The sequence below is a fragment of the Sphingobium sp. B11D3B genome, assembly GCF_025961735.1.
In the GTDB taxonomy this organism is placed as follows: Bacteria; Pseudomonadota; Alphaproteobacteria; order Sphingomonadales; family Sphingomonadaceae; genus Sphingobium.
The window spans coordinates 798,975-815,456 of sequence record NZ_JAOQOF010000001.1 but is presented as its reverse complement, the minus strand read 5'-3'; the positions used below and the strand labels follow the sequence as shown (position 1 = coordinate 815,456).

General features: G+C 64.9%; 13 protein-coding genes. 7 read left to right on the top strand and 6 right to left on the bottom strand.

Translation table 11 applies throughout. The features are described from left to right. Entirely contained in the window at positions 1-993 is a 993-nt protein-coding gene (locus M2333_RS03850) for a bile acid:sodium symporter family protein (protein WP_264610917.1), read from the bottom strand. A gap of 263 nt (positions 994-1,256) precedes the next feature. Between M2333_RS03850 and M2333_RS03845 the strand changes: the two genes are divergently transcribed. Further along, positions 1,257-3,266, top strand: coding sequence for a S9 family peptidase (locus tag M2333_RS03845; RefSeq protein WP_319801294.1), 2,010 nt, complete (start codon positions 1,257-1,259; stop codon positions 3,264-3,266). Positions 3,267-3,363: 97 nt separating this feature from the next. Continuing rightward, positions 3,364-3,903, top strand: coding sequence for a PEPxxWA-CTERM sorting domain-containing protein (locus M2333_RS03840; protein ID WP_264610916.1), 540 nt, complete (start codon positions 3,364-3,366; stop codon positions 3,901-3,903). A 178-nt stretch (positions 3,904-4,081) separates the two neighbouring features. Here the strand turns inward: M2333_RS03840 and M2333_RS03835 are convergent, their stop codons facing one another. Then, positions 4,082-5,554, bottom strand: a complete 1,473-nt coding sequence (locus M2333_RS03835; protein ID WP_264573077.1) for an aldehyde dehydrogenase — start codon at positions 5,552-5,554, stop codon at positions 4,082-4,084. 209 nt (positions 5,555-5,763) lie between these two features. Here M2333_RS03835 and M2333_RS03830 point away from each other — a divergent pair, with 209 nt between their 5' ends. Beyond that, on the top strand, positions 5,764-6,189 hold the full coding sequence (locus tag M2333_RS03830) for an SRPBCC family protein (protein WP_264610915.1): 426 nt from the start codon (positions 5,764-5,766) through the stop codon (positions 6,187-6,189). Positions 6,190-6,208: 19 nt separating this feature from the next. Here the strand turns inward: M2333_RS03830 and M2333_RS03825 are convergent, their stop codons facing one another. Next, a complete protein-coding gene (locus M2333_RS03825; protein WP_264610914.1) occupies positions 6,209-7,093 on the bottom strand; it encodes an SDR family oxidoreductase in 885 nt (294 codons plus the stop codon). Positions 7,094-7,254: 161 nt separating this feature from the next. On the opposite strand from M2333_RS03825, the gene M2333_RS03820 reads away from it, so the two are divergent. Next, positions 7,255-8,172 (top strand): ketopantoate reductase family protein, encoded by a 918-nt coding sequence (locus tag M2333_RS03820; protein WP_264610913.1) that lies wholly within the window; start codon positions 7,255-7,257, stop codon positions 8,170-8,172. An 18-nt stretch (positions 8,173-8,190) separates the two neighbouring features. Here M2333_RS03820 and M2333_RS03815 read toward each other — a convergent pair whose 3' ends face one another. Beyond that, a complete protein-coding gene (locus M2333_RS03815) occupies positions 8,191-9,531 on the bottom strand; it encodes an HD-GYP domain-containing protein (RefSeq protein ID WP_264610912.1) in 1,341 nt (446 codons plus the stop codon). A gap of 179 nt (positions 9,532-9,710) precedes the next feature. Here M2333_RS03815 and ybaK point away from each other — a divergent pair, with 179 nt between their 5' ends. Further along, complete coding sequence (ybaK, locus tag M2333_RS03810) at positions 9,711-10,184, top strand: Cys-tRNA(Pro) deacylase (RefSeq protein ID WP_264579128.1); 474 nt, start codon at positions 9,711-9,713, stop codon at positions 10,182-10,184. A 9-nt stretch (positions 10,185-10,193) separates the two neighbouring features. Here ybaK and M2333_RS03805 read toward each other — a convergent pair whose 3' ends face one another. Next, positions 10,194-11,300, bottom strand: a complete 1,107-nt coding sequence (locus M2333_RS03805; RefSeq protein WP_264610911.1) for an ATP-binding protein — start codon at positions 11,298-11,300, stop codon at positions 10,194-10,196. Next, a complete protein-coding gene (locus M2333_RS03800) occupies positions 11,297-11,998 on the bottom strand; it encodes a response regulator transcription factor (RefSeq protein ID WP_264575593.1) in 702 nt (233 codons plus the stop codon). Before M2333_RS03800 ends, M2333_RS03805 begins: the two co-directional genes overlap by 4 nt. Before the next feature lie 271 nt (positions 11,999-12,269). On the opposite strand from M2333_RS03800, the gene M2333_RS03795 reads away from it, so the two are divergent. Together M2333_RS03795 and M2333_RS03790 are read left to right on the top strand one after the other, a co-directional pair. Further along, the gene (locus M2333_RS03795; protein ID WP_264575592.1) at positions 12,270-13,316 is read left to right on the top strand and encodes an efflux RND transporter periplasmic adaptor subunit; all 1,047 of its coding nucleotides are present in this window, start codon (positions 12,270-12,272) and stop codon (positions 13,314-13,316) included. Positions 13,317-13,332: 16 nt separating this feature from the next. Then, complete coding sequence (locus M2333_RS03790; RefSeq protein ID WP_264610910.1) at positions 13,333-16,482, top strand: efflux RND transporter permease subunit; 3,150 nt, start codon at positions 13,333-13,335, stop codon at positions 16,480-16,482.

Below are 16,482 nucleotides of genomic sequence, written 5' to 3'. Positions count from 1 at the left end.
TCAGGATTCGCCCGGTGCAGCCGCAATCGCGCGGCGCTCATAGGCGCGCGCCAGGAACGCGCCGGTCACCAACTGGACGATATGGAACATCATCACCGGCAGGACGACGGCGCCAGCCATGGCTGCGGGGAAAAGCACATTCGCCATCGGCACGCCCGTTGCCAGCGATTTTACCGATCCGCAGAATACCAGCGAAGCCTCGTCAGGACGCGCCAGGCCGGTCAGCCGCGCCGCTAGCCGCAGCACGATGACGACCACGGCCAGAATGAGCAGGCAGAAGCCAAGCAGAATGGCGATGTCGATGCCGGAGATCGCCTGCCAAAGGCCGCCGGTCACCGCCTTGCCGAATGCCCCATAGACCATCACCAGAATGGCGCCGCGATCCACGAAGGAGGTCAGCATCTTGTGGCGCAGCAGCCAGGCGCCGATCCAGCCATGCAGCGCCTGACCGATGGCGAAGGGGATCAGGATCAGGCCCACGATCGCCCAGACCGCATCCATGTTGATCGCCGCGCTGCTCGCCAGCAGCAGGCCCGTCAGCAGCGGCGTAAAGACCACGCCAGCCAGATTGGAAGCCGCCGCCGCGCACACCGCCGCCGGCACGTTCCCCCGTGCAATCGACGTCAGCGCGATGGACGACTGCACCGTCGACGGCAGACAGCAAAGGAAGAGAATGCCGGTAAACAGCATCGGCTCGATGACCGGTCCGGAGAGCGGCTTGAGGGCGATGCCGATCAGCGGAAACAGCGCGAAGGTCGCCGCGAGAATGAGCAGTTGCAGCTTCCACTGGCCAATGGCGCCGACCACCGCCTCGCGCGGCAGACGCGCGCCGTGGATGAAGAACAGCGCAATCACCAACACCTTGCCGAGCAGATCCACCGCCGGCACCAGACTGTCGCGCGCGGGCAGGAAGCTCGCCAGCAACAGCGTGCCCAGCAGCATCAGCGTAAAGCGGTCGATCTTCAGCCAGGCAAGGCGACCGGTCTTTTTCAATTGCTATCCCCCAATCGGATGAATGTCTGGCAGGCACCCTTAGGCCCATCCCGGCAAAGCCCATAGGCTCATGGCGCACAAATTCTAGTCGGCAAACCCCCGGACGGTTGCCGCACGCTCTGGCCCGCCATCCAAAAGCCTCAGCCGGCTAGCCCGCCGCGGAACCATTCGATATGCTCGCGCTATTCCGAAACAGCCGGCTCCCCCTTTCCAGAGGATGACCGGCCCATCGAGAGACATGCTTTATGAAGAGGCCGACCTGCGTGACGACATTTGCCCTTGGTTTCATGCTGGCTGCCGGCGGCGTGCCCGCGACGGCGAGCTTCGCGCAGGATGCGCCGATCATCGAGCGGCAGCGCCTGTTCGGCAACCCGGACCGCGCCCAGCTGCGGGTGAGCCCGGATGGCAAATATCTTTCCTGGCTCGCGCCGCGCGATGGCGTGATGAACATCTGGGTCGCCCCGGCCGACCATCCCGATCAGGCCAAGCCGATGACGGCGGAGAAGGACCGGCCCATCGGCGTGCACTACTGGACGGCCGATTCCGCCATGCTGCTCTATGTGCAGGACAAGGGCGGGGACGAGAATTACCTGCTCTACGGGGTCGATGTCGCCACCGGCGCCGAGAAGCTGCTCACGCCCTTCGAGAAAACGCGCGTGATGATCGTCGGCACCTCCACCACGATCAGCGACCGCATTCTCGTCGGCATCAACAACCGCGACGAGCGCTGGCATGATGTCTACAGCCTCAACCTGAAGACCGGGGCGCTGACCGAGGTCATCCGGGGTGATGGCTATGCCGGCTTCCTCGCCGACAATAATCTCGTGCTGCGCATGGCACTGCGGCCCAATGCCGAGGGTGGCTATGATTTCTTCCGGATCACGAACAACGTCGTGGAAGACAAGCCCCTCTCCCGCACCACGCTGGAAGATGCCCTGACCACCCAGCCCGCCGGCTTCACCACGGATGGCAAGACGCTCTACTGGCTGGACAGCCGGGGCCGCGACACCGCAGCATTGATCGCGCAGGACGTCACCACGGGGAAGAGCCAGGTGCTGGCCGCCAATGACAAGGCCGATGTCGGCGGCGCGATGGCCGATCCCGTGACCGGCGAGATCGAGGCATATTCGGTGGAGTATCTGACCACAGAGTGGACGGCGATCGACCCGGATGTCGGCCAGTCGCTGGCATGGCTGCGCGAGCGACTGAAGGGCGATTTCCAGGTCACCTCACGCACCCGCGACGATAGCGTCTGGACGATCTACAACGATCCCGTGACGGCCCCGGCCGCGGCCTGGCTGTACGACCGCAAGAAGGGCGAGCTCACCAAGCTCTATGTCAGCCGTCCCGATCTGGAAGGCGCGCCGCTGATGCCCATGCATGCACGGGAGATCCCTGCGCGCGACGGCCTCACTCTGGTCTCCTATCTCACCCTGCCGCCGGGCAGCGATGCAGATGGCGGCGGCGTGCCGGACAAGCCGGCGCCGATGGTCCTGCTCGTCCATGGTGGGCCGTGGGCGCGGGACAGCTTTGGCTATAACAGCTATCATCAGTGGCTGGCCAATCGCGGCTATGCTGTGCTGTCGGTCAATTTCCGCGGTTCGACAGGCTTTGGCAAAAGCTTCATCACAGCGGGCAACCTGCAATGGGGCCTCAAGATGCATGACGACCTGATCGACGCGGTCGATTGGGCGGTCAGCAAGGGCATCACGGCCAAGGACAAGGTCGCCATCATGGGCGGCAGCTATGGCGGCTATGCGACGCTCGCCGGCCTCGCCTTCACGCCCGACACCTTCGCGTGCGGCGTCGATATCGTCGGCCCCTCCAATCTGGAGACGCTGCTGAACACCATTCCGCCCTATTGGACCGCCGGCATTGAGCAATTCCACCAGCGCATGGGCAATCCCAATACGCCCGAGGGTTTGGCGCTGCTCAAGGCAGCCTCGCCGCTCCACAAGGCGGGCCAGATCAGCAAGCCGCTGCTCATCGGCCAGGGCGCGAACGACCCACGCGTAAAGCAGGCGGAGAGCGACCAGATCGTCGAGGCGATGAAGGCCAATAACATTCCCGTCACCTATGTGCTCTACCCGGACGAGGGCCACGGCTTCGCCAAGCCGCAGAACAATATCGCCTTCAATGCGATCACCGAGAGCTTCCTCTCGGCCTGCCTCGGCGGCCGTGCAGAGCCGATCGGCGCCACGGTGAAGGAATCGAGCGCCAAGGTGCTGGCCGGCGCAGACATGCTGCCGGGCCTAAGCGATGCGCTGAAGTAACTCGAAACAAAGGCAGGCCGGTGCCGCCCGGCCTGCCGCGCTCTAGGCGCATGTTCGAAAATGAGACAGTCTGGCGCATCCTTTAGGGAGGCGTTCCATGTTGAAGCCTGTGCTCGCGGCCGCTCTGGCCGCCCTGTCTCTCCCCGCTCATGCCATCACCCCATTCGAGATCAGCGGCACTGCCGATGTGTACCGGATCGATCAGGTCGCGCAGACCACGACCTATCTCGGCAAGACGACCTTTTTCGCCAGCGGCGATCTCGCGGTGGGCGGCAATGGCAGTGGCACCATGCCCGGCGATTTCACCTATTCCGCCCTGTTCGGCCATGTGACGCGCTGGGACATCGGCTTTTCGTTCGGGCCGGAGACGGTTGATCCCTTCGATGGTCTGTTTCACCGCACGCAGGGCGACGGCGTGTTCATGTCCGGCTACGAGGTGTTTGACCGCGCCGAACTCACGATCACCAGCGCGCGCATGTGGCAGGATGAGAGTTGGCCGGCCGAACCCTTCCCCGATATCCGCTTCGGCTCCTTCGTCCCCGAACCCGCAAGCTGGGCGATGATGATGGGAGGCCTTGCGTTGGTGGGTGCGATGATCCGGCGGCGGGAGATGTCGTTGAGCTTGGCGCGGGCCTGAGGAGTACACCTTCCGAACAGAACCACTTGTGCTCCTGCGAAGGCAGGAGCCCAGGGCGATAGCGCACTGCGGTTGGGCCCTGGGCTCCTGCCTTCGCAGGAGCACAAGGGTGTTTTAACTGAGTTGGAACTGAAAGCAACGCCCGCCCGCAACACTCGCGGGCGGGCGCCGGACCCGATCAGGCGAAGTAAACCGCCTTCGTCTCGGTATAGTTTTCGAGACCTTCAATGCCGCCATCGCGACCGAGGCCGGACTGCTTGAAGCCACCGAACGGCATGTGGATGTCCACCATCATGCCATTGATCGTCACTGAACCCGCGCGATATTCGCGCGAGACGGCGAAGCCGCGCTCGGCATCCTGCGTGTAGATTGCGCCGTGCAGACCGTAGACGGTGTCATTGGCCTTGGCGATCATGTCCGCCTCATTGTCATAATCGACGAACGAGACGACCGGGCCGAAAATCTCCTCCTGGAAGATCGTCATGCTCGGGTCGACGTCGGTGAACACCGTCGGCTCGATGAAGAAGCCACGGTTGAGGTCGGCCGGGCGACCGCCGCCGAGCGCAAGCTTGGCGCCCTCGGCCTTGCCCTTGGCGATATAGCCCTGCACGCGCTCAAGCTGGCGCTGCATGGTGAGCGGACCCATGCCGGTATCGGCCTCGAACGGATCGCCGACCTTCACCTTGGAGACGGCGCTCGTATAGGCGTCGATGATCTCGCTCTTGCGGCTCTTGGGCACCAGTACGCGGGTGAGCGAGAAGCAGACCTGCCCGGTGATCGGCATGGAATAGGGCACGAGGCTCTTGAGCACATGGTCCATATCGGCATCGTCGAGGATCATCGCCGCCGACTTGCCGCCCAGCTCCAGGCTGACGCGGGCGAGACGCTCGGACGCGACGCCGGCAATGTGCTTGCCCGCAGCGGTCGAGCCGGTGAAGCTGATCTTGTCGATGCCCGGATGACGGATGAGGTGATCGCCCACCTCGCGCCCGGCCGGCAGCATGTTGAACACGCCGGCGGGGATGCCCGCTTCCTTGATCGCTTCAGCAAGGATGTGCGCGTCGATGGGCGTTTCCGGCGAAGGCTTGCAGACCATGGTGCAGCCTGCGGCCAGCGCGGCTGCGACCTTGTAGACCAGCAGCACCAGCGGCGCGTTCCACGGGGTGACCGCCGCGACGACGCCAACCGGCTCCTTCACAACGCGCACCTTGTTGCCGCCCATCGAGCCAATGCGCTCATCGACGAACTTGTAGCTGTCGCACAGCTCGCCATAGAATTTGAACAGGCCGGGCACCTGATAGCTGGCCTTGCTGGAGAAGCCGATCACGGCGCCGACCTGGCCCGTCCAGGCCTCGGCCAACTCGGGCATGCGCGCCATGAGAATGTCGGAGACCTTCTTGAGGTACACGCCGCGCTCGGCGGGCGCCATACGCGGCCACGGGCCGGTGTCGAAAGCCTTGCGCGCGGCGGCGACGGCGACGTCCACGTCCGCCGTGGTCGGCTCGAAATAGGTGAGGACGGTTTCCTCGTCATGCGGGGTCACCACCGACAACTCATTGGTGCCGCTGCTCTTGCGCCATTCACCATCGATGAACAGCTGCGCCGCGCCGCGATCCTTTATGCCTTTGATCGTCTTGTTGAAATTTTCCATGCCGAATCTCCTAAGATCGAACGTCCTCTTCGTGGCGCCTTAATTGGCGACTGGTACGCGAAGGCGCAAGCATGCGATGGCCACTTTCCGGATCGATCCCTGCCTCATGCTGCATTGACAGGGCGCCCGGCCGTGCAGGAGGATGGACCGAGAGGCATCGCGAACCGATGAGAGGGCGAACGCCTGCCGGCAAGGAGAGATCAGCCATCATGACCAGCGAAATGATCACCGTCGAAGCGCTTGTGGAGGCGCCCATCGATCATGTCTGGCGGTGCTATACGACGCCGCAGGACATCATGCAGTGGAATGCCGCATCCGATGACTGGCATACGACGGCAGCCAGCGTCGACCTTCGCGAAGGCGGCGCATTCTCCTCGCGCATGGAAGCCAAGGATGGCAGCGTGGGCTTCGATTTCGCGGGCACCTACACCCGCATCGAACCGGAGCGCCTGATTGAATATGCGTTCGGAGACCGCACCGCCCGCGTGACGTTCGCGTCCGAAGCAAATGGCACCCATGTTCAGGTGCAGTTCGAGCCGGAGGACGAACATAGCCGCGACTTGCAGCGCGACGGCTGGCAAGCGATCCTCGACAATTTCGCGCGCCACGCCAAACAGGCGCATCTGGCGGGCTGACCCGCCCGATGGGCGGCGGTCAGTCGATCACGTCCATCGCCATGAGCCGCGCGACCGTCTCGTGCCGGAAGCGCTCGAAACTGCTCCGTGCCTCGGGCACCGGCAGACCGGTCACGAAGGCGGTTTCCAGATCCTGATGCATCGCGCGCATTTCCGGCAGGAATTCGCTGTGCGTGAGGATGTGCGGGCGGTTTTCGCGGATCGCCTCGACCACCAGTCGGCCCATTTCCAGAGGATCCATGGCGGCGCGCATCGCGGCCCAGAAGCGCTTGACGAACACACCCTCCTCGCCCGGCGGCGCGCTGCTGTCATCCTCCGGCACCGGCATCAGTGCGCTCTCCACCGCGCCCGGATAGAGGCAGGACACGCCAATGCCATGCGGCGCCAGATCGAGCCGGAGCGTCTGGGTATAGCCGCGCACGGCATATTTGCTCGCGGCATAGGCGCCGGCGCCGGGCAGCGGCACCATGCCGGCCATGGAGGCTGTGTTGATGACATGACCGCCCTCGCCCTGCGCCTTGATGATCGGCACGATGATCTTGCAGCCGTTGACCACCCCGCCCAGATTAATCCCGATGGTCCGGTCCCAATCCTCAAAGTCGGGATCATCCGCCGCACCGCCGCCGCCGACGCCGGCATTGTTGGCCAGCAGATGGATCCTGCCGAACATATCCAGCGCCTCCTGCGCCGCTGCGCGCAGGGCGGCCCGGTCGGTCACGTCCACCTTGATGAAGTGCGTGGCGTTGTTGCCCGTCATGAGCTCGCGGGCGGCATCGAGATGGTCCTGATTGTAATCGGCGATAACGAGCTTCATGCCCTCGGCCAGAAACGTGCGCGCCATGCCGAGGCCAATGCCACTCGCCCCGCCCGTCACGAAGGCAACCTTGCCCGCAAAATTCTTCATGCCCGCCTCTCCTCATGGTTCGTGCGCCTTTGGGCGCCACGCATTGCAAACAGGGTAACCCGCTGGAGGATCGGCGCCAAGCGGCTTGACCCATGCCGGGCCGGACGCCATCAGGGCCGCGCGTGAAGGCTGCTGGGCAGCCATGGAATAAGGAGACGCAGGTGCAGTCCATTTTGGTGATCGGCGCGGGTTCGATGGGCTGCCTGTTCGCAGCGCGCATTGCCGAGAGCGGCGCTGACGTCCTGCTCATCGATGTCGACAAGACCCGCATCGAAGCGATCGACCGCGACGGCATCCACCTCACCGACGACAATGGCACGCGCACCATCTCGCTGCGTGCCGGGCTTGCGGCCGATGCCCAGCCGCCAATCGATCTCGCTCTGCTCTTCACCAAGGGGATGCACAGCCGCTCGGCGATCCAGTCGATCGCGCATCTCGCGGGCAGCGGCACCTATGTGCTCACGCTCCAGAACGGCCTTGGCAATCCGGAGATCGTGGCGGAGAGCTTCCCGCAGGACCAGATCCTCAAGGGGATCGCCGCGCTTCCGGCCGACCTCCATGGCCTCAATGGTGTGGAATCCCACGGCACCGGTCATGTCGAGCTGGGCGCGATGACGCCGGCCGGCGCGCAAGCGGCGCAGGCCGCGACCGCCCTGCTCACCCGCGCCGGTTTCGACGCGCGCTACAGCACGAACATCGATGTCGCGATCTGGGAAAAGGTCGCCTTCAACGCCGCGCTCAACCCGCTCGGCGCCGTCACCGGCCAGCCCAATGCCGGCGTGGACAACGCACCGGGCCGCCGCATCATCGCAGCGATCGTCGACGAGGTGGTGGCCACGGCCAAGGCCCATGGGGTGACGGTCGACCATGCGCGCATCACCGCCAGCATCGACCATGCCCTGGCCGAACATCGCGGTCACAAGGCATCCATGCTGCAGGACATGATTGCCGGCCGTGCCAGCGAGATCGACTTCATCAACGGCGCCATCTGCGACCGCGCCCAAGCGGTCGGCGTCCCCGCGCCCAGCAATCAGACGATGGCCGATCTCGTTCGGTTGATGGAACTGGCCCGGCGATAATCCGAGCTAAAACATCATTTATTGCAGCGCCTTGCAGGCTGCATTGAAGACCATTTCGCGCAGTGCCGGAAAATCGTCGATGCCGTAGTCGGCAGCGTCATCGCTGCAGGCGATCTCGACGCGGCCTTTCCACAGGCGCAGGTCGATATCCTCCGGCTTGATCACCCGGCGCGCGGCGATGTCGTAGAAGCTCCAGACCCGCGGCGTGGTGTATTCGCCGACATTCTGCTCCACCACCAGCGCCAGGCGTCCGTTGCTCAGGCGTACAACCGAGCCGATGGGATAGACGCCGACGCTCTCGATGAAGTGATCGAGAATCTCGTCATCCAGCTCGCCTTCCATGCCCCGCATCAGGCCGAGCGCGGCATTGGGGTCGATCCGTGCCCGATGCGGCCGGTCGGACGTCATCGAGTCATAGACGTCGCATACCGCCGCCATGCGGCCGAACAGGCTGATATTCTCGCCAGTCAGTTGGTTGGGATAACCGGAGCCATCGCAGCGCTCATGATGCTCAAGGCAGACCAGTGCGACATCCTCGGCGATTTCGCCACCCATCTGGAGGAACTCATAGCCGAGCGTGGTATGCGTCTCGACGATCTTGCGCTCGCCCTCGCTCAGATCATCGCTGATCGTCGCCACGTCGATGGGCAGATGGCCCATGCCCACGTCCATCAGCAGCCCAGCCAGCCCGGCTTCCTTCACCCGAGCATCATCAAGACCCATCTGGCGGCCCAGCGCGATCATTAGTGCGCTCACCGCCAAGCCATGCGCATAAAGGGAACTATTCTCGCGGCGGATGCGCATCAGGCCGTTGAAGGCGTGCGGATTGCGCTGCACGGAGGCGAACAGATCCTCGATCACCGGCTCCACCTGCCCGCGCGAGATGGCTTTGCCCAGCCGGGCCTGCTCGAAGACGGCGCTCATCACGCGGTTGGACCGCGCCACCACGGCCTTGGCATGGCCCACCTCCGCGCCGACGCTCAAGGCCGTCGTGGAGCGGGGGTTGAACGGAACAACGTTCGATCCGCTCGCGCGCTCCGGCACCAGCTTGCGCAGCCGCTCCATGCGCACCCGCTCGGCAAGACCGACACCGCCCGAGGGGGCGGAGGAGCCCGCAGCCACGAGCGGTCGACGCAGCGTCGTCGCCGGCGGACGCGGACCGCCCGCACCCGGGACATCATCGCCCTTGTCGACGTCGATCATCACGCCCTCGACCTCGCTGGCGCGCAGGTCCGCGAGGATCTGGGGATCGGTCAGCAGAAATTTCGTCCGCCAGAACGGGTGCTTGAGCCACGGCCCTTCAAGTTTGTGAATAAACATGCCGAGTTTCACGTCAGCAACATCGATTCTCTTGAGCATCTGGACTCCGCCGGTCAGGTACGAGCGACGACGATGGCGCTCGCACGATACTGAACGGCTAAGAGCCATGGTTATTTAATGGTTCGCCTTGTCCATGCACCATGATTGTCCGCCTTTTTGCGGCCAGGGACGAACGGCGCTGCATTGACATCGTGAACGGCACGCAGCACGCAGCGCGCATGGCAAAGGAAACCCGCGCCACTCGGGCGCTGAGCAAGGCCGGCATCGCCTTCACCATCCATCTCTACGATTATGATCCGGCTGCCGCCCATATCGGCTTGCAGGCCGCCGAGGCGTTGGGTGAGCCACCCGAGCGCGTCTTCAAGACACTCATGACGCTGGTGGATGGCAAGCCGGCCTGCGCCATCGTCCCGGCGAGCAGCGAAGTGGCGATGAAGAAGTTTGCAGTAGCCCTCTCCGCCAAGAGCGCTGCGATGATGAAGCCGGCCGATGCCGAGCGCCTGAGCGGCTACAAGGTCGGCGGCATCAGCCCTTTTGGACAGATGAAGCCCATCCGCGCGGTGATCGACGAGAGCGCTTTGGCCCAGCCGCACATATATCTGAATGGCGGCCAGCGCGGCCTGCAGCTGTGCTTGGCGCCAGATCAGGCGATCGCCGCGCTCGGCGCAACGGTTGCGGCCATCACCGCCTGACGCGCAGGATCAGGCGAGATCGCCTTGCGTGGGCACTGATGGGCCACGCGGCTTCCATCGCGACAGGGTGAGGGTGAAGCATGAGCCCCCATTGACCGTGCGGTAGGTCGCCGCGCCGCCATGCGCCTCGGCAATGCCCCGCACCACGGAGAGGCCAAGGCCGCTGCCTTTCGCCGCCCCGCCCTGCTCCATATACCGACGGAACGGATCGAAGGCATGGCGGGCGAACTCCTCCGTCATCCCGGGGCCCTCGTCGGTCACGCTCAGGAGCACGCTGGACGAGGAGATGCGCAGCGTCACGGCCAATTGACCGGGGTCGGCATGGCGATGAGCGTTCTCGAGCAGCGCCATCAGGGCCTGCCGGATGCGTGCGGTATCGACATAGCATAGGCCGCGGTCGAAGGCGGTGACGATGCGGAAGCCCGCGGCCTCCAGCTCGGGCTGCATCAGACGGACGACCGTCTCCATTTCCTCCGCGAGATCGACCTGCTGGAACCGCATGTCCAGCCGGCCGCCTTCCATGAGGCTCACCGTGCGCAGATCCTCGATCAGACGGGTCAGGGCATTCACCTGCGTGACGAGCGAGCGCAGCAGCGGCGGATCGGGCGCAAACACCCCGTCGGCGAGGCCCTGGAGACGCCCGGAGAGGATCGTCACCGGGGTGCGCAGTTCATGCGCGATGGTGGCATTCCAGCGGCGGACGGCCTCCCCCGCCTGCTCCAGCCGGTCGGCCAGCAGATTGAAATCCTCCACCAGCATCGTCGCCTCGGTGGGCGCCCGATCATCGCTGCGCGCACGGACCTTGATATTGCCATCCGCAATGATCCGCGCGGTCTGCGCAACCGAAACCAGCGGCTGAACGATCCGCCGGGCCAGCCGCGTCGCCACCAGCACGGCAATGCCGGTAGAGACCACGCAAAACAGCCCGATGAGCAGCCATTCAATGCCGTGCGGGCGCCAATCGTCCGTCAGCGGAAACAGCATATGCGGCGCCACCCGGATGATGACGCCATAAAAGATATAGAGGCCGATGATCGTGATCAGCACGGAAGCGACCGTGGAGATCACCGTGGACAACACGATCTGCCGCCCCAGACCGCCTGCCGGCTTCTTCATGAAATATCTGCCAGGCGAAAGCCGACGCCGCGCACATTATTGATGAAGCCGTGGGCGCCGGCATCTTCCAGCTTGCGCCGCAGCTTGCTCAAATGCGTATCCACCGTCCGGTCGAGCGCGTCGCCGCCCGGCAGGCAGGCATCGACCAGCTCGCCACGCGAGAACGCCCGCCGGGGCGCGCGCGCCATGTGCGCAAGAATGCGGAACTCGGTGAGGGTGAGGGACAGGCTCACGCGTTGCGGATCGTCCCCGATGATCACGCTGGCCAGATGGCTGTCCATATCGATTTCGATCGGCCCCACTCGCAGGGTGGAGCCCCGGCTGCCACCCGACCGGCGCAGCACGGCGCGCGCCCTTGCGGCCACCTCCAGCGCATTGAACGGCTTGACGACATAATCGTCCGCGCCGATGCGCAGCGCCTGCAGCTTGTCGATATCCTGATCGAGCGCGGTCAGCATGATCACCGGGGTCGAACCGCGACGCCGCAACTCGGCCAGCACGTCCCAACCATTGAGCCGCGGCATCTGCACATCGAGCATCACGAGGTCCGGCTTGAGGGCAAGGTGCAGCTCCAGCGCGGTGCGCCCGTCGGCGGCGCGAACCGTCCGGAAGCCTTCCCGCTCCAGATAGGCGGCGATGACATCGGCAATTTCAGGTTCGTCTTCCGCGACCAGCACGAGCGCGTTTTCGGCATCCATAGAATATCCTTCTCCCTCAGAGCCGATACCGCACTTCAAAAAGGGGGGCCACCGGCCTCCACAATTTCTCTACACTTGACCAACACTGCCTCGACAAGCCAGTCCCAAAGGGCCAGCGCGGACAAGCAAAAATCAAGAGTCGGACATGATGACAAAATGCCCCCCCAGGCGCTCCGGCGCCTATATCGTTATCGCGTCGATGGCGCTTGTATTGTCCGCCTGCTCAGGAGGTGAGACCCCATCCTCGCCTCCGCCGCCAGAGGTATCGGTCGTGAAGGTCTCCCCCTCGCGCGTCGACGTGGCGGACGAACTGCCGGGCCGGGTGATGGCCTTCCGTGTGGCGGAAATCCGCCCGCAGGTGAATGGCGTCATCCAGCGCCGGCTGTTCGAGCAGGGCTCCGAAGTGCGGGCCGGCCAGCCCCTGTTCCAGATCGACGCGACGCCGTTCCGCGCGGATACACAGAGCGCCGCGGCCGCCGTGCAGCGCGCCCAGGCCGCCCTCAACCGCGCTCGCATCCAGGCTGAGCGCCTGGCGCCGCTGGTGAAGGTCGATGCGATCAGCGGACAGGCCTATGACGATGCCGTCGCCGCGCGCGATCAGGCCGCTGCCGACCTCGCCCAGAGCCGCGCCACGCTGGCGCGCCAGCAGGTCGATCTCGGCTTCGCCACGATCCGCTCGCCGATCAGTGGCCGGATCGACCAGTCCATGGTGACCGAGGGCGCCCTCGCCGCCGTCGGCGGCGCAGAGCCGCTCGCCACCGTCCAACAGATTGACCGCGTCTATGTGGACGTGCGTCAGCCGGCCGCCCGCCTCGAAACGCTGCGCGAGGCGGCGCGTGCCGGCAATTCCGCCCAGGGCGCCCCCGTGGAGATCCTCTCGTCCGAGGGCAAGCCCTATGCCGCGACCGGACGCCTGCTCTTCTCCGGCATCAGCGTCGATCCCGGCACGGGCGAAGTGATCGCCCGGGTCGAGGTGCCCAATCCCACGCGGGCGCTGCTGCCCGGTATGTTCGTGCGTGCGCGCCTCCCCCGCATGGTCCTCCCCAATGCGCTGACTCTGCCGCAACAGGCCGTGCTGCGCGATCCTGCCGGTCAGGCCAGCGTCCGGATTGTTGGGAAAGACGGCAAGGTCGAGCTGCGGCCGGTGCAGACCGGGGATGTGCGCGACGGAAACGTCCTGATCACGCAGGGCATCAAGGCTGGTGAAACCGTGATTGTCGAAGGGCAGGATCGGGTCCAGCCCGGCGCCACCGTTTCGGCCAAGCCATGGCGCCCTGCCGCCGCCGCAAAGCCCGCCGCGCCCGCGGCCGCGCGCTGAAGACGAAAGCGAACCCATGCCCCGTTTCTTCATCGATCGGCCCGTTTTCGCCTGGGTGGTCGCCATCGCGATCATCCTTGCGGGCGTCATCGCCATCCCGCGCCTGTCGCTGGAGCGCTATCCGAGCATCGCGCCGCCAAGCGTCGAGATCACCGCGACCTACCCCGGTGCCACACCGCAGACGCTGAATGACAGCGTCGTCAGCCTGATCGAGCGCGAACTCTCAAGCGTGCGCAATCTGCTGTACTTCGAAAGCTCGACGGATACGTCCGGTCAGGCGACGATTACCGCGACCTTCCAGCCGGGGACCAACCCGGAGCTGGCGCAGGTGGACGTGCAGAACCGGCTCAAGGCCGCCGAGCCGCGCCTGCCGCAGATCGTCCGCCAGCTCGGCATCCAGGTCGATTCCGCCAATCGCAACTTCCTCAATCTGGTGAGCCTGGAATCGTCTAACGGCCAGCAGAACCTCGAGGAACTGTCGGATTATGCGGCGCGCTATGTTGTCGAGGAGCTCAAGCGTCTCCCCGGCGTCGGCCGTGTCCAGCTGTTCGGCGCCGAGCGCGCGATGCGCATCTGGGTCGATCCGGCGAAACTGGCATCCTACGACATTGCGATGAGCGACATCACGGCCGCGATTGCTGCGCAGAACACACCGGTTTCGCCCGGTGTACTGGGCGGCGAGCCGATTGCCGAAGGCCAGCGCGTCAAGGTTCCGATCACCGTCGAGGGTCAGCTGAAGACCCCCGAGCAGTTCCGCGAGATCGTGCTGCGCGCCGGAACGGATGGCTCCGCCTTGAAGCTGGGCGATGTCGCCCGCGTCGATCTTGGTTCCGCATCCTACTGGTTCCAGACCCGGCTCAACGGCAAGCCCGTGGCGTTGATGGCCGTCCAGCTCGCGCCCGGCGCCAATGCGGTCTCCACCTCCGCCCGTGTGCATGAGCGCATGGTCGAGCTCGCCAGGGCCATGCCCAATGGCATGTCGTACCGCATTCCGTTCGACACCGCGCCTTATGTGAAGATCTCGATCGAGAAGGTCATCGAGACGCTGGTCGAGGCGATGGTGCTCGTCTTCCTGGTGATGTTCGTCTTCCTCCAGAAGTTCCGCTACACCATCATTCCCGCCGTCGTCGCGCCGATCGCCCTGCTCGGCACCTGCGCGGTGATGATGCTGGCCGGCTATTCCGTGAACGTGCTGACCATGTTCGGCATGGTCCTCGCCATCGGCATCATCGTCGACGACGCCATTGTGGTGGTCGAGAATGTCGAACGCATCATGGCCGAGGAAGGGCTGCCGCCCAAGGAAGCCACGCGCAAGGCCATGGGCGAGATTACGGGTGCCATCATCGGCATCAGCCTCGTCCTGACCGCCGTGTTCGTGCCAATGGCATTCTACAGCGGCTCGGTCGGCGCGATCTACCGGCAGTTCACCATCTCCATGGCGGTCTCCATCCTGTTCTCGGCCTTCCTTGCCCTGAGCCTGACGCCGGCGCTCTGTGCGACATTGCTCAAGCCGGTCACTGGCCATGAGACCAAGAAGGGCTTCTTCGGCTGGTTCGACCGCAAGTTCGACACGATGACGCACGGCTATCACAACTGGGTAACGCGCGCCTTGAAGCGCAGCGCAAGGATGATGGCGAGCTTCGCGGTCATCGTGGTGCTGATGATCGTCGGCTATACGAACCTGCCTTCCTCGTTCCTGCCCGATGAAGATCAGGGCTATTTCATGACCGTCTTCCAACTCCCCTCGGACGCGACGTCCGGCCGGACGCTGGAGGCACTGGAAGTCTTCGAAAAGCACACCGCGCAGCGCGCGGGCATCGCCGATACCATCTCGGTGCTGGGCTGGGGCTTTTCCGGCGCGGGCGCCAATGTCGGCCTCGGCTTCACGATGCTCAAGGACTGGAGCGAGCGTGACGGCGCGACCGCATTTGGCGAGGCCGGTGCAGCCAATCAGGCCACCGGTGCCGGCGTGCGCGAAGGGCTCGTGATGAGCCTCATCCCGCCGTCCATCGACGGCCTTGGCACCACCGGCGGCTTTTCCGCGCGCCTTGAGGACCGCTCGGGCCGTGGGTTCGATGCCCTGATGGCCGCGCAGTTCCAGCTGCTCGGCATGGCCGCGAAAAACCCGGCCCTTGCCGGTGTCTACCCGGAAGGCTTGATGCCGGGTACCAGCGTCGAGATGGTGATCGATCGCCAGAAGGCGCAGGCCATGGGCGTGCCTTTCGAGTCCATCACCTCCACGCTGAGCGGCGCCATGGGCTCGGCCTATGTCAACGACTTCCCCAATAATGGCCGGATGCAGCAGGTCATCGTGCAGGCGGATGCGCCCTTCCGGATGAACCTGGAGGACGTGCTCAAGCTCTATGTGCGCAACGCTGCCGGAAACACGGTCCCGCTCTCGGAGCTGGTCACGCCGCGCTGGGAGACCATGCCGCTGCAGTTGGTGCGCTATAATGGCTATCCCGCCATGCGCATTGCCGGCCAGCCCGCGCCCGGCCACTCCAGCGGCGAGGCCATGGCGGAGATGGAGCGTCTTGCGAGCCAGCTGCCGCCCGGCTTCGCCATCGAATGGACCGGTCAGTCGCTTCAGGAAGTGCTCGCTGGCAATCAGGCGATCCTGCTGCTGGGCCTCTCCATGCTGGTCGTTTTCCTGGTGCTGGCCGCGCTGTACGAAAGCTGGGCGATCCCGGCGGCCGTGATGCTGGTCGTCCCGCTCGGCGTGCTCGGCGCCGTGCTGGCGGTCACCCTGCGCAGCATGCCCAACGACGTGTTCTTCAACGTGGGCCTGATCACGATCATCGGCCTCAGCGCCAAGAACGCGATCCTGATCGTGGAGTTTGCCAAGCACGCTTATGATAACGGCATGTCTGCGGTCGACGCCGCGTTGCACGCCGCGCGCCTGCGCTTGCGTCCGATCCTGATGACCAGCTTCGCCTTCACGCTTGGCGTCGTTCCGCTGATGCTGGCGGGCGGTGCGAGCAAGGAGACGCAGCGGGCGATCGGCACGGGCGTCTTCGGCGGCATGATCAGTGCCACCATTCTCGCGATCTTCTTCGTCCCGGTCTTCTTCGTGGTGGTGATGAAGCTGGTCGAGCGGCAAAAGCGCAAGAAGCATGTCGATGGTTCATCGCAGGCGCCCGCCGCCTACCCCGCATCGGAGAATTGA